The following is a 13,027-nucleotide window of genomic DNA, read 5'->3' as shown; positions in this document are numbered from 1 at the left end:
CCACAAAGCAAAACCCCGGGCTAAGGTGCCCGGGGTCGCGATTAGGAAGCAGATCTAACTACGACTTCTTCTTGGATGCCTTATAGCTGGACTTGACGGTCTCTCCGATACCCGTGAGAACCGCCGTGACCTCGGTAGCATGTGCGCCCTCAGGAGCGAGTTCAAGGTACTTCTGGTAAGCGTCCACGCAACCCGGAGGCACGGTGACCTTCTGGGTCTTCGGATCGACGCTTGCCTTCTGGACCAGGGCCTGGCCCTTGATGTAATAGGCTTCAGCCTTGTTCGGGTCGGCGGCGATCGCCTTGTCCGCGGCTGCTGCAGCGTCCTCCATCTTGCCGGCGTTATAGAACGTCGCCGCTTCGTTGAAGAGGTACATGCCAGCCTTGGCGGGCTCGGCCTTGGCTGCGTTGTCGTAGGCGTCGGAGGCGTTCTTGTCGTCACCGATCTTTCCATAGGCCTGGCCGATCTGGTTGTAGCCGTCCGCTGCGGTCTCCGGAAGCGGCTTCTTCGACGCTGCATTCAGGTCGACCGCCTTCTTGTACGAGGTGATGGCATCGGTGAACTTCTGCTGAACATCCGGGTCCGAAGCCCCCTTGCCTGAGCTCTTCGCTGCCTTCAAAGCCTTGTCCGCGACGCCCAACTGCGCATCGCCCAGCGTGATCCAGAGGATCGCCTGGTCCGGGGCCTGCGTGGTCGCCTGGGTCATGGAGGTCAACGCCGCCTCGTAGTTGCCGGCCTTATTGTCCTCACGTGCCTGCTTCAGAGCGGCATTAAGATTCGCGATCTTGGAGTTTGCCGCCATCGCCGCAGCGGCGTTCTTCTTATACTCCTCAAGGTTCTTCTTCTCTTCCGGCGTCATCTTGTCGATGAAGTCTTTCCGGGTCATGTCGAAGTTCACCAGCTTGTCTTCGCCGGCCTTGAAGTTTTGATCAGCGAAGTAGTCAACCACGACATCCTTGGCGAAGACCACGACGAGGTAGGTCTTCGGATCGATGCCCGTGCCCTTGTAGTCGCCGTTGGCGTCAACCGGGAAGGTGTACGCCCACTTGACGGTCTTCGGATCGGTGGTCTTGTCCGTCGTGAGGCGGACCGTGGCATCATGTACCACCATGCCTGCGGCATCGTTGACGTGTCCGTGAATGCTTGCGGGGGCAGGGCCCTGGGCCTGCGCTCCAACGGCTGAGACCACGACCGCCGCCAGAAGAACGGTCAGTCTGAGAGACGTGCCGCGGAACTTTACTGCAATTCGATTGATCACTTCATTCTCTCCCGCGCCGATCATGTCGGTCGCATCTCGATTTCGCTATCTTCAAAGACTGTATCAACTTCTCTGCTGTCGCAATCTCAATCTTAGGATGCCCAATGAGAGCGCATCGCTACCGGATGGCGGAGACATATGCGATCGGGTCGGTCAGGCCTGCGTCGTCAAATGCCCGGAGACGCAGTGCGCAACTGTCGCACCTGCCGCAGGCCTCATTCTGACCCGAATAGCATGACCAACTTACATGCAAGGGAGCACCGATTTCAACTCCAAGCCGAACGATCTCGCTCTTCAGCATGGCAATCAGGGGAGTGACGACCCGAATCTTTCCCTCCTTCGTCCCCTGGCGGATCAGCTCGTTGAAGGCGTCATAGTAGGCCGGACGGCAGTCGGGGTAGCCCGAACTGTCCTGCTCCACCGCTCCGATGAAGATCGTCCCCGCGCCGATCACCTCCGCCCAACTCACCGCCGCCGAAAGAAAATGGGCGTTGCGGAAGGGAACATAGGTCACCGGGACCTCGCCGCCGATCGCCTCTATGTCAGTGGGCGCGTCGGGCACCTCGATCTCGTGATCGGTAAGCGCGGACCCGCCGATGCGGCGGAAGAGGTCGATCCGCAGGTGCATGAAGTCCTTCGCCCCGATTGCCTTCGAGACATCGAGCGCAGACTGCAGTTCGCGTGCCTCGGTGCGCTGTCCGTAGCTGAAGTGAAGGGCGCAGACGTCGAAGTCTCGGGCGGCGAGGGCGGCGCAGACCGTGGAGTCCATCCCTCCCGAAAGGCAGACGACAGCCTTCGGTCTTGGAGCGTTGCTTTGTTCAGCCGCCGTCGATGGAGAAGAAACGTGCATAGAATCAGTTTATCGACCATATGACGACTCTTCGCAAATTCCTGCTCGCAGCCGCTACAGCCGTGGCCACAATGGCTCCCATTAGGTCCTCATTTGCCTCTGTACAGGACGGCGATCTCAAGATCGCGGAACTCGGTACCTGCAAGCTGGCAAGCGGCAAGGCCATCCTGGACTGCCGTGTCGGCTATCGGACATACGGCACCCTCGACGCAGCAAAGGACAACGCGGTCATCATGCCGACGTGGCTCAATGGCCGGTCAGAGGATCTGTCGCCGCTCTTCGGCGCAACGCCGTCGCCGAAGCGGCTGGTGGACACATCCCGGTTCTTCGGCATCGCTTTCGATGCCTTCGGCGATGGAGTATCCTCCTCGCCCTCGAACAGCCGGCAGCAGCCGGGCACGAACTTCCCCGAGTTCAACATGGAAGACATGGCGCGGGCACAGTACCGAGTCGTCACCGAAGTCCTGGGGATCAAGCACCTCCACGCCGCCATCGGACTGTCGATGGGCGCACACCAGGTCTTCGCCTGGACGGTACTCTATCCGAACTTCATCGACGTCGCCGTTCCCATCGTCGGTTCGCCCCAGGTGACGCCCTTCGATCTGCTCTCGAAACAGGTCGCCATCAACGCGATCGAGTCCGACCCCGGATATCTCGGCGGCAAGTACACCACTGAGCCGCAGTTGAAGCTGGCCAATGCCATCGGTGCCCTCATCGTCTCCGCGCCCGGTTACAGAAATGCGCAAACGACGCACGAGAACTTTCCTGTCTGGCTTAGCGAGCTCGAAGCTCCGCAGCGGCAGGACGCGAACGACCGAGTCTGGCAGTTGAAGGCCATCCTCGCTCACGATCTTCTCCACGGAAAGACGATCGCGGAGGTCGCACGTGCGACGCCGGTGAAGTTCCTGGTCATCGTCGCGGCGGAGGATCGTATGGTGACGCCACAGCCTGCGCTCGATTGGGCGAAGGCTATCGGAGCCGAGACCTACGTCTCACAGGGTACCTGCGCCCACCTCATTATGAACTGCGATGCTGAAGCCGTCAGCGGGCAGGTTCAGCGATTCCTGACTCGATGAAGCCGACCGCTACTTACTTTCGATCGATTTCAGATGGAAGGTGATCGTGCCCCAGAACAGTCGTGCGCGAATCTGCACCGGGATGTGGCGGGCATCGTCGGTGTACCAGATCCAGATGTTGCCCCGGTTTTTTACGATACCTTCCGCCGCAGTCGGCTGAACCCGGATCGTCTGGAACGTTCCTGCCGGAGTCTTGATCTCTTCCTTCGCCTCAACCTTCATCACCACGGTCACGGTACGCATGGAGTCCGCGAGAGGGAAGCGTACCTCCTGCCCAACGACCAACGGCTGCGAGGCGGCATAGAAGATCGCCGAAAGGGAATCGGTGACGCAGGCGGGAATGGAGGCGGTAAGTGTCTTCGACGTCCCCTTCACCATGTTCTTCTCGAGCTGCGTCTGCTTGCCTGCCTGGTAGTTGAAGGTCAGGTCGCTATTGACCTTGCGCGGCCCCTCCTGCAACTGCTTGCTGAAGCCGTTCGAACATCCTGTGTGGGTATCGAAGGCCGCCTGGAACTTGTCGATCACCGGGAAGAGCATATTGGTTCCGCCGACGGTGTCGGCGGTCGCGGTGATCTTCTGCTCGGTGCCCTGCTGTTCAAGATGAAAGACCGCCGTGCCCGCGGTGAAGACGCGCCAGTCGACGTCGAAGGAGAGCGTCTGCTTCTGCGGAAAGACGTAACCCGGAGCTGGTGCCTGGAGGGTCGGAATGGGGGTGTACTGGGTCTGAGGTTGTGTCTGGAATGGCGATTGGGCGACCGCGCAGGCGGAGAGCAGAAGCGTCGCGGAGAGGATTGCGGAATGAATGGGCTTCAAAGAATCGGGGCTCGCACGGTCAATTTGAAATGCTCAGTGGGCTGCGAGAAACCACAGCCGCGCCGCCAGCGCCGCATAGATTGCAGCCGCGCCCATAGCAGCATTGTACTCGCGATGATGCAGGTAAAGCGGCTTCGAAAACGTACCTGTCGTCTGGCCAGTGAAAGCTGGAGTCAGCCGAGGAAGCAGCCGCGGAACCTTCGCGGCATAGGCATCGAATCCAGGGAAATGTGCGCGAAGATACTCTTCCTCCGACAGAATGGTCGGAAGATAGATCGCCAGGAATAGCGCTGCAAGAACAATAAAAATGATCCATCGCCCGGAGGCCGCGGCGAACCCGAAGGCGATCGCCATCGACCCCAGGTAAAGAGGATTGCGGGTGTAGGCGTAGGGGCCGGTTGTGGTCAGCTCGGAGTTCTTGCGAACATATCCCGCTGCATAGCCCCGCAGCCATAGGCCGGGCAACACGAGCAGCAGGCTGCCAAACATAGATTGCCACGTCGGTCGCGCCAGCCACAGAAACACAGCTGCGAAGACGAATCCCAGCGGGACCCTGATCCTGCGGGCGATCTTCTGCCATGTCGTGCGACTCTTCTTCGTTTCCTGCTCGTTCAAATGCGTTCCTTCAAATCTGTTTGAGGCAAATCCATCTGCGCCATCTCTGATTCTCGCAGCAGATCGAGCGCCGCCGCGATAACCTCTTCCACCGTGATTCTCTGCAGGCCCGCCTCCGATTCGTCATGGCGGCTATGATCAACGACGCTCGAGCAATGCCGCAGGACGCGCCGCTTCGCAGAATAGGGCCCGGTACGGGCGGGATCGGTAGGCCCATAGAGACCCACAACCGGCCGTCCCAAAGCTGCCGCAAGGTGCAGAGGCCCGGTATCCCCCGCGATCACGAGGGCCGCGCGACGCTGCAAGGCGATCATCTGGGGCATGGTTGCTGGCGCGGCGACAGCGCAGCCCAGGCTCGCCTTGACGACAGCTAACGCTGCGGCATCATCCGCTTTGTAGGCATTCACCAGCGTCGCATAGCCTGCTTCGGCCAGCGCGATCGCCACCCGTCCATAGCGCTCGTGTGGCCACTGCTTGGCTCCCCATCCAGCGGTTGGGGCGAAGAGCGCATACCGGTTCCAGAGCTCTCTCGGCAGGGTTTGGTTAAGAAATTCGTCCGCCCACGCCTCCGCTTCAGAGTCCACCGGCAGCCTGACCTCGCAAGCCGTCAGTGGCGAGCAGATCGCCTCCCCGAGAAGCTCACATCCCTGGTCGATCACATGCGCCGAGTGCGTGACCACCCGCGTCTTGTAGAGCCACCGCGCAGCGGCTTCGCGTGGCCTCGAGCGTCCGGTATAACGCGGCGCGCCGCTCATCCTGCCGACCAGCGAGGAACGAATGAGGCCCTGCATGTCCACGCACAGGTCGTACTTCGCTGCTCGCAGCTCTCTTCCCAGAGCCGCGATTCCGCTGACCGTGGCTGCCGTTAGTGGCTTCCGCTTCCACTCCTGTGTCGGCACGGTATGGCAGCGGTCGACGATGGGCCGCTTCGGATCGCCGGTAGGAACGTCGTCGCCGCCCTCCGCCTGCAGCAGGGGACGCCAGCGCGGATCGATGACCCAGCCGATGTACCAGTCAGGATGCCGCTGACGCATGGCCGCAACCGCAGGCAGGGCGTGCAGTACATCTCCCATGGCACTCGTGCGCACGATCAGAACGCGCAGAGGCGTTGTGGCGGATGCATGGGCCGGTGTCGTCGGTCTATCGGAAGCACTCAAGCCCTGATTTTCTCATGCGGCTACGAGACTTGGGAGGTGAGCAGGGCAAGGATAACGTCGATGGTCGCAGCGTCCTCGAATAGCTCCACTTCAAGGGGCGCGACCACCACCGGGCCGACTGACCTGAGACTATCCATCATCGATGGCGATAGCTTGACGGCATCTTTCTCCGTGGTCACAAAGCCATCCGCGCCTTTCTGTCGAGCAGAACGGATCAGTCGCTCGATATCGCCCGCGGAGTAGCGATGATGGTCGGGGAAGGTCTCGGTCAGCGCTATGTCGATCCCGGTGCCGATAAGCATCGCGAAGAATCCCTCAGGCCTCGCAAGTCCACTGAAGACGATGGGACGCGAAGGATCGCCAGGTCCGCTGACGACTTTCAATTTCCGTCGAATCGTCAGAATCGGGGGTAGAGGAAACGGCAATCGCTTCTCTAACATCTTCGCCAGTTCCGGCTCGTCCTCTCGCAAGACAACGAAGTCCGCTCGTCCGATCGCTCTCAACGACTCGCGCATATTGCCCGCTGGAAGCAGCCTGTCTTCGAAGTCCTGCCGGGTGACAAGCAGTACCTCGATCTCACGCGCGAGCTTCTGGTGTTGAAATCCATCGTCCAGAATATAGACAGCTTTTGTTCCGGCGGGCTCGTGGTGCTCGGCGAGCATCCCGGCCCGATACCGATCTCGTCCCACGAAGATCTTGGCTCCGGGCGCTCGTCTGGCCAGTAAGAGCGGTTCGTCGCCGAAGCGGGCCGCGTCGCCGTTCGGATCCACCCTTTCGGTCAGCTTTCCTACCCGGCCGTATCCCCGCGTGAGGATGCGGACCTCGAGCCCTCGCGCCCCCAGCAACTCCGCAAGCAACAGCACTACAGGCGTCTTGCCGGCTCCTCCGGCTGAGAGGCTGCCGACGCTGATCACCGGATGCCCAAGCCTCCGTTGGACGAGAAATCCGCGGTCATGCAGCCATCGCTTGGTGGTGACAACGCTTGCGTAGAGAGGAACAAAGGGCAGCAAGAGCCGCCGCCACGCAGGCGTCACAGCGCCGCGGCCCCACTGTCAGACTCGACTCCCTCACCAAGAGCGGTCGCTCGGATCTGGCCGCCCTCGCCGCGCGTGTCCGGACGTGGAGGAAGAAGCCGCAGTAACGCAAGCGCAGTTCGCGCTGTCGCCCCGGACTGCGCCGCCGAAAGCTCCCGGCCACGTGATCCCATGGCGACCGCCTTCTCCCGGCTGCGCAGCAGTCCGAGTATGGCCGACCCAAGATGCTCCTTGTCGACGATGGCGATGCCTTCGTTCGCCAACATAGCCTCGACGATCTCGCGAAAGTTCTCATAGGACGGTCCGATGAGAACCGGCACGCCCGCCTGCGCCGGCTCCAGAGGATTGTGTCCACCGGCGGGAACGAGGCTGCCCCCGACAAACGCCACCGTCGCCAGCCGGTAAAGTGCGGCCAGGTCGCCGATGGTATCGAGCAGAAAGATCGTGCCTTGCTGCACCGGAACTCTTACCCGGGCAAACGTCGTACCTCGCAATGCGAGAAAACCTCGCTCTTTCAGCAGCAGCGCCACATGGTCGAAGCGCTCAGGATGACGCGGTGCGATCACCAGCAGAGCCTTCGGGTACGCGGCAACGATGCCCGGCCACGCATCGAGGAGCATCGCCTCCTCGCCCTCAAGCGTGCTTCCGCAGACGATCAGTGCCGCATCTCCCTGGATACGCAGGCGCAGGTTCGTCACCAGCGTCGTCTCCTTCGCAAGGCTGGCGTCATACTTGATGTTTCCTGTTGTCTCGATGCGGGGAGCACCCATCTGCTGCAGCCGCTTCGCCGTCTCATCACTTTGCGCCAGAAACAGGGTTACCTTCTCCAGCAAAGGCTGCCATAGCGCCTTGAGCATCATGTAGCGCGGAAACGACCGGTCGGAGATGCGCGCGTTAGCCACGGCCACGGGTATCTTTTCGGCGGCGCACTCAGAGATCAGCCGGGGCCAAAGCTCGCTCTCCATCAGCACCACGAGCTCAGGCTCGAGCATACGAAGATAGTGGCGAACGACGAATTTGAAGTCGAGAGGAAAGTAGAAGATCGCGCACCCGATGAGACGCTCCCGTGCCAGTCGCTGACCGGCTTCGGTGGTCGTCGAGACAGCGAAGACCATTCCGGGACGCTGCCGGTTGAACTCTCCCGTCCGGATCTCTTCGATCAGCCGTGCCGCCGCCAGCACCTCGCCCACTGAGACAGCATGCACCCAGGTCAGCGGCCGCCGACCTCCTCCGCCGCGACGCTCCACCCGGATCGCCGCGACGCGCTCGCGAAGGGACGCAGGAATAAAGCCCAGCCGCGCGGCCAGGCCCGCACGATAACGCCCGCTGGTTGCCATGCGGAAGAGGAAGAAGGGCGTTCCCGCGAGGAGCACCAGCGCCAGCAAAATACTGTAGATCAGCATCTCCCCATCCAGATATGAGACCAGGTCGCCACTCGATTCAAGGCCAGACTCCTCATCCTTTACGTTCGCGGCCAGCACAGCGGATAATCAAGCAAAGTTATGGCCCTGCTTAACCTCTCCTCTTCGCTGGCGTTTAGATTGTCGCTTCTGGCCCTGTTGCTCCCCGCCTGTACAGACTACGCTGCCGGCGGTGAAAAAAAGGCCCCGCCGGTGAAACCGGCATCACAGTATGACACCTTCGACGCTCATCCCAAAGAGAACGTCACCATAGCTGCCGAGCCATGCGACGATCCTAAGGACTGTAGCTTCTTTCGTCTCCCCTACATTCAGCACGGATTCCTTCCCATCCGAGTCGTCATCACTAACGATGGCGACCGTGCCGTCTCGCTCGACGACGCCCGAATGCAGTTCATCTCGGCCAACCGAGACGTCATTCCGGCAGCCACCGACGATGACATCAACCGCAAGCTCTTCCTCATGAAGAGCGTCAAAGGCACCAAGATTCCCCTGCCAGCGCCGCTGCCGCCCATTACCATTCATCATCCCTCGGTGGACAAGAAGATCCTTGAGGACAACAACGACTTCGGCTTTCAGGGTACAGTGGTCAACGCTCACAGCACGCTGGCGGGATACCTCTTCTACGACGTGCAGGCGCTCAACGATCCCGCGCTCAAGGGAGCGGAGTTCTACGTGAAGATGGTCCATTCGTTGGACGGAAAGCAGAACTTCTTTTCCTTCACGATTCCGTTCGATAAGTGGCTTGCCGCGCAGGACAAGAAGGAAGCGAGCAAGCCGGCACCCGCGAAGTAAGTGACCGCTTCAGATCCCCACAGGGTAGGGCTTTTCGTGCATCTCGCCGCCCTTGGTCCCAGGACGCTCGAACCGTCCTTGCAGCAGGCTTAGCAGCGCCGTATACCAGTAGCCCGCCACGAACAGCAGAAGAAACGGCACGGTGAAGTAGTTCTCGCTGGTGATCGCGTACCAGACAGTAAAGGTGAAGTAGCAGCCGATCGCCAGTTCGATCCACGGCACGATGCCCAGACGCTTGCGGTAGACCTTCGCCTGCGACTTCTCACCCTTGTTGTTGACGCGGTACTTCGGCGTGCGGGCGAACGCGCTCTTGATGCCGAACAGCGCCTCCAGCACGGCCTTGGTATTGGTTATCGTCAGGCCCACGCCCAATGCCATCAGGAACGGGATGTAGAGCAACGTCTTGTACCAGGTCTTCGGATGCAGCTCCTTCTGGCTGACCAGATAGAAGGACGATACCGACATCGTGCTTGCAAGAAACAGCGGCAGGTCAATCAGCAGCATCTGCGTCGTGCCCTGCCAGCTTCGGATAATCATGGCCGGCATCAGCAGCGTGCTCAGCACGATCATCAGCGGATAGCTGATATTCGCCGTAAGGTGGTACCAGGCTTCAAGCTTGGTGTGAAACGGCTGGTCGCTCTTTAGTACGCGCGGCAGAATTTTTTTGCCAGTCTGAATGAGGCCCTTGGCCCAGCGAGCCTGCTGCGTCTTGAATGCCGTCATCTCGATGGGCAACTCAGCCGGGCACTCGACATCCTGCAGGTACTTGAACTTCCACCCAACCATCTGTGCGCGATAGCTGAGGTCGGTATCTTCGGTCAGCGTGTCATGCTGCCAACCGCCAGCCTGCGAGATCGTCTCGCGGCGCCACATCCCCGCCGTGCCATTGAAGTTGAAGAAGACGCCAGCGCGCGAGCGGCCTCCATGCTCCAGCACAAAGTGCCCGTCGAGCATGATCGCCTCGACCTGCGTCATGAAGCTGTAGTCGCGATTCAGGTGCGTCCAGCGCGTCTGCACCATGCCGATCCCCGGTTCGGCGAAGTGATGGACCACCTGCATCGCCCACTCCGGCGGAGGTACGAAGTCGGCGTCGAAGATCGCGACCAACTCGCCCTTCGCTACATCAAGGCCCTTATCGAGAGCCCCCGCCTTATATCCGTAACGGTTCTCACGATGGAGATAGACGATGGGCTGCGGATCCATGCCGGGAAATCCGGCCGCATAGCGATCCACAATCTGCCGCGCCACGAGCACCGTCTCATCCGTCGAATCGTCGAGTACCTGGATCTCGAAGCGGTCGCGAGGGTAGTTCATCCGGCAACAGGCGTCGATCAACCGGTCGATGACAAACTGCTCGTTAAAAATAGGGAGTTGAATCGTGACGAAGGGAAGTTCACCCTCGGCAAACCGCGCCGGAGGCTCGCTCCACTTCGCCGCGTTCTTCCGGTTCCTGTAGTACAGCCAGACGAGTTGGTACCGGTGAATCCCGTAGAAGGCAAGGATCACCATCACGATGAAGTACGGCACCAGCAGGCACACGTCGAACGTATTCCACCGGTACAGATGCTCGAAGGTGTGGTCGCCGTAGTGCGTCCGCCAATAGTGACCCAGGCCCTTTTGGCCGAGGAAGATGGCGGCAGCCGGCACGGCGCTGAGAGAGAAAAGCAGTGTTGGCTCCAACTTGGTCAGGAAGAGTGAACAACCAGCAACCGTGCAGACTGATCGAACCTTGAACTTACTTCAGCGACTATTTTACTCGACAGATGTGGATGCGACGCGGGGAGCTACGACGCGACCAGGCGTCCTGGCCACCGCAGTCTGCGCGGCGGCCGAATTCGAGACAGCCGGCACCTGGCACCGACGCGTCGCAACCGGATCGCTGCCATCGGCAGAGTAGTCGGCCGAGCAGACGCTCACTACAGCCGAGATGCTCGCACCATCCGGAGCCAGGATGGTATTCGGAAGCGTTCCCACAAAGATGACCGACGCTCCGGGAGCGAGCGTCAGGGACGACGCTGGAACTCCGGCACAGGAGTGGACCGCCGGCAGATTTGCGGCGGGAGCAATCTGTCCGGAGACGCGCAGAGCGATGTTCACTTCATCGATCTCACCGTTTTGGCAGGCATCCCAGATGGCCTGGCCATCGGTCCCCACAGGCAGGCTCAACGGCCCCGAGGAGACGTTGGTCATCTGGACCTGATAGGTCTGACCGGTCGCACCGTCAGTCCGATTGACAGAGAGAAGAGATATCTGCCAGGGCGACGCGGGCGTGTTGCCGTCAAGGTTCGTCGCGATGGTGCTCTGGGAGCTCCCCCCCGAGAGAACGGGAAGAAAGGCAGCGGGCGTAAGTGCGACCGTAACCGGCGAGGCTGCAGCCGGTGCCTGGGCGTACGCTGTGCCTGCCGACGAGAGCGCACAGGAGAGTCCGGCAACCGCCGTCAAAGTCATCCAACGCCAGCTTCTCAATGTCATTCGAGGGAGGGCAAAGTGATTCATAGAATTCATTACTCCTGGGGGATTGACGTCTCGTACCGCTACAGCACTAAAGTACACCTCGCCGATTTCAGGAGAAAAGAAATAAATTCTCCCAGCCCACCGATCGGTAACCCGTTGATCGGAGGTCAGTAACGTTAACTAAGATTGGCTTAGTTGTTCAGGTAGAAGGTCCGGTAGAGCGCGTCTCGCTCCACCGGCGCGAATCCCGCATCCCGGATGACGCGGCGCAGGTCCGCCTCGGTGAAGTTGCCGGTGGGCGCGATCGTGCCGCCATCGTTCGCTCCGAAGCGCAGAGCCATCTGCATCACCTTCAGCCCTTGGTCGATGCCGCTGGATTCGATGTTGTCGAAGTTATCGAGCACCATGCGCGAGATCGCAAGCGTCCGCAGGTACTCGACAGCCGTTGGCTGTTCGAACTCCGCCCGCTCGCTGTTCGGTCTATAGCCGGTCAGCGACAGGCCGGTAAATCCCGCCGTCTCCTCCTGCAAGGCACGCAGAGCCAGTAGCTGCTCGATCAGCTCCTCTGCCGTAACGTCGCCGCCGAACGTCAACTCCGCCCGGGAACGCAGCCCGGTGCGATGGGCTGCGGCATGCAACTGCAGCCAGCGCTCCGGTGAGACTCCCAGCCTTCCGCCTTCGATCGCATCAAGCCCAGCCGCTCGCAGCCGCGCCAATATCTCACCCTCGGCCGCGCCCGATTCTTGCGCCATGCCTTCAAGATCCTTCGCGGTCAACGCTTGAATCCGCAGGGAAGGGAATCGTGCGCGAAGTGCGGTCAGTATGGTTACCAAATCTTTCAGGCTGGGTACATCACCCGTGAGCCTGATCGCAGACGCTCCTTCATCGGCCGCAGAATCAACCGCGTCAAGGAGGAGTTCCGCATCGCCGTCAAATTGAAAGCTGCGGTCGACCGCGTAAGTGACGATGCCGTCCGGATGCATACCGCGCCGGATCGCGTCGGCCTCCATGCCGATGCCGATCAGGTCGTCGCTGCGAAAACAATGCATTGCTTGTTGCTGGCTGATTCCCATGCTTCGATCTTACAAGCTGGCCGCTGGAAAGGCCGCCGAGGGATGAGGTCTAGTGGAGGCGGTAGAGTTGCACGGTCAGCGCGCTCAGCGCGACCAGAAGGACAATGATCGTAGCCACGCCGAACTTCAGCCAGAGCCGCATCGAGTTCAGGTCGCTGGTAATCCACTCCAACTGCTTTGTCTGGGTGATCCGATGCGTCTCCGCTGCTTCGAGCGAGTCCTGCAGCGCGGCGATCTGCTTCTTCTGCTCCGCAAGCTGCCGCGAGACGCTGCCGAAGACGTCCGCGACGTGGCCAATCTCTTCACGGAGGCTGCCCGACATCGAGGCGAGCGCCGAGGCCTGTGAACGCTCCGCCTCGCGCCGGTTCGCAAGATAGTTATCGGCCAGCGGCAGCAGCCGTGTGGCGTGAGGAAGCAGTTCAACCATTTGTGCGATCAGGCGTGGCCACATGCCTCCAGTCTAGGTCATAACTCCGCCGGTTCG

13 protein-coding genes are annotated in these 13,027 nt (G+C 60.8%); 2 read left to right on the top strand and 11 right to left on the bottom strand.

Annotated features, from left to right (window positions below; translation table 11 throughout):
• Positions 1 to 58: 58 nt before the first annotated feature.
• Both OHL18_RS19095 and queC read right to left on the bottom strand, forming a co-directional pair.
• On the bottom strand, positions 59 to 1,258 hold the full coding sequence (locus OHL18_RS19095; RefSeq protein WP_263376464.1) for a tetratricopeptide repeat protein: 1,200 nt from the start codon (positions 1,256 to 1,258) through the stop codon (positions 59 to 61).
• 118 nt (positions 1,259 to 1,376) lie between these two features.
• The gene (queC, locus tag OHL18_RS19090) at positions 1,377 to 2,108 is read right to left on the bottom strand and encodes a 7-cyano-7-deazaguanine synthase QueC (RefSeq protein ID WP_263376463.1); all 732 of its coding nucleotides are present in this window, start codon (positions 2,106 to 2,108) and stop codon (positions 1,377 to 1,379) included.
• Positions 2,109 to 2,128: 20 nt separating this feature from the next.
• Here queC and OHL18_RS19085 point away from each other — a divergent pair, with 20 nt between their 5' ends.
• Complete coding sequence (locus tag OHL18_RS19085; RefSeq protein ID WP_263376462.1) at positions 2,129 to 3,184, top strand: alpha/beta fold hydrolase; 1,056 nt, start codon at positions 2,129 to 2,131, stop codon at positions 3,182 to 3,184.
• A 9-nt stretch (positions 3,185 to 3,193) separates the two neighbouring features.
• On the opposite strand, the gene OHL18_RS19080 is transcribed toward OHL18_RS19085, so the two are convergent.
• The 5 genes from OHL18_RS19080 to OHL18_RS19060 are packed head-to-tail and all read right to left on the bottom strand — an operon-like array spanning position 3,194 to position 8,284.
• Positions 3,194 to 3,997, bottom strand: a complete 804-nt coding sequence (locus OHL18_RS19080) for a DUF3108 domain-containing protein (RefSeq protein WP_263376461.1) — start codon at positions 3,995 to 3,997, stop codon at positions 3,194 to 3,196.
• Positions 3,998 to 4,030: 33 nt separating this feature from the next.
• Complete coding sequence (locus tag OHL18_RS19075; RefSeq protein ID WP_263376460.1) at positions 4,031 to 4,612, bottom strand: methyltransferase family protein; 582 nt, start codon at positions 4,610 to 4,612, stop codon at positions 4,031 to 4,033.
• Positions 4,609 to 5,769: a lipopolysaccharide heptosyltransferase I gene (gene waaC, locus OHL18_RS19070; RefSeq protein ID WP_263376459.1), complete on the bottom strand. Its 1,161-nt coding sequence runs from the start codon at positions 5,767 to 5,769 to the stop codon at positions 4,609 to 4,611. Before waaC ends, OHL18_RS19075 begins: the two co-directional genes overlap by 4 nt.
• Positions 5,770 to 5,789: 20 nt before the next feature.
• Positions 5,790 to 6,779, bottom strand: a complete 990-nt coding sequence (lpxK, locus tag OHL18_RS19065; protein WP_263376458.1) for a tetraacyldisaccharide 4'-kinase — start codon at positions 6,777 to 6,779, stop codon at positions 5,790 to 5,792.
• A 20-nt stretch (positions 6,780 to 6,799) separates the two neighbouring features.
• Positions 6,800 to 8,284 (bottom strand): 3-deoxy-D-manno-octulosonic acid transferase, encoded by a 1,485-nt coding sequence (locus OHL18_RS19060; protein ID WP_263376457.1) that lies wholly within the window; start codon positions 8,282 to 8,284, stop codon positions 6,800 to 6,802.
• Between the two features lie 21 nt (positions 8,285 to 8,305).
• Between OHL18_RS19060 and OHL18_RS19055 the strand changes: the two genes are divergently transcribed.
• The gene (locus OHL18_RS19055) at positions 8,306 to 9,016 is read left to right on the top strand and encodes a hypothetical protein (RefSeq protein WP_263376456.1); all 711 of its coding nucleotides are present in this window, start codon (positions 8,306 to 8,308) and stop codon (positions 9,014 to 9,016) included.
• Between the two features lie 9 nt (positions 9,017 to 9,025).
• On the opposite strand, the gene OHL18_RS19050 is transcribed toward OHL18_RS19055, so the two are convergent.
• From OHL18_RS19050 to OHL18_RS19035, 4 genes are all read right to left on the bottom strand, one after another.
• Positions 9,026 to 10,696 carry a cellulose synthase family protein gene (locus OHL18_RS19050; RefSeq protein WP_396274854.1) on the bottom strand — a complete coding sequence of 557 codons (1,671 nt, stop codon included), beginning with the start codon at positions 10,694 to 10,696 and terminating at the stop codon, positions 9,026 to 9,028.
• A 72-nt stretch (positions 10,697 to 10,768) separates the two neighbouring features.
• Positions 10,769 to 11,464, bottom strand: a complete 696-nt coding sequence (locus tag OHL18_RS19045) for a hypothetical protein (protein WP_263376455.1) — start codon at positions 11,462 to 11,464, stop codon at positions 10,769 to 10,771.
• A 197-nt stretch (positions 11,465 to 11,661) separates the two neighbouring features.
• Positions 11,662 to 12,519: a dehypoxanthine futalosine cyclase gene (locus OHL18_RS19040; protein WP_263376454.1), complete on the bottom strand. Its 858-nt coding sequence runs from the start codon at positions 12,517 to 12,519 to the stop codon at positions 11,662 to 11,664.
• A gap of 73 nt (positions 12,520 to 12,592) precedes the next feature.
• Positions 12,593 to 12,994: a hypothetical protein gene (locus tag OHL18_RS19035; RefSeq protein WP_263376453.1), complete on the bottom strand. Its 402-nt coding sequence runs from the start codon at positions 12,992 to 12,994 to the stop codon at positions 12,593 to 12,595.
• Between the last annotated feature and the right edge of the window lie 33 nt (positions 12,995 to 13,027).

Origin of the sequence: Granulicella aggregans, assembly GCF_025685565.1 — a bacterium.
GTDB classification, from domain to species: domain Bacteria; phylum Acidobacteriota; class Terriglobia; order Terriglobales; family Acidobacteriaceae; genus Edaphobacter; species Edaphobacter aggregans_B.
This window is presented reverse-complemented; position numbering and strand designations above follow the sequence as displayed.

Excerpts from the sequence above, each read along its gene's own strand:
- queC (WP_263376463.1), bottom strand. The coding sequence starts at position 2,108 with ATGCACGTTTCTTCTCCATCGACGGCGGCTGAACAAAGCAACGCTCCA.
- OHL18_RS19085 (WP_263376462.1), top strand. The coding sequence starts at position 2,129 with ATGACGACTCTTCGCAAATTCCTGCTCGCAGCCGCTACAGCCGTGGCC.
- OHL18_RS19055 (WP_263376456.1), top strand. The coding sequence starts at position 8,306 with ATGGCCCTGCTTAACCTCTCCTCTTCGCTGGCGTTTAGATTGTCGCTT.
- OHL18_RS19045 (WP_263376455.1), bottom strand. The coding sequence starts at position 11,464 with ATGACTTTGACGGCGGTTGCCGGACTCTCCTGTGCGCTCTCGTCGGCA.
- OHL18_RS19040 (WP_263376454.1), bottom strand. The coding sequence starts at position 12,519 with ATGCATTGTTTTCGCAGCGACGACCTGATCGGCATCGGCATGGAGGCC.
- OHL18_RS19035 (WP_263376453.1), bottom strand. The coding sequence starts at position 12,994 with ATGTGGCCACGCCTGATCGCACAAATGGTTGAACTGCTTCCTCACGCC.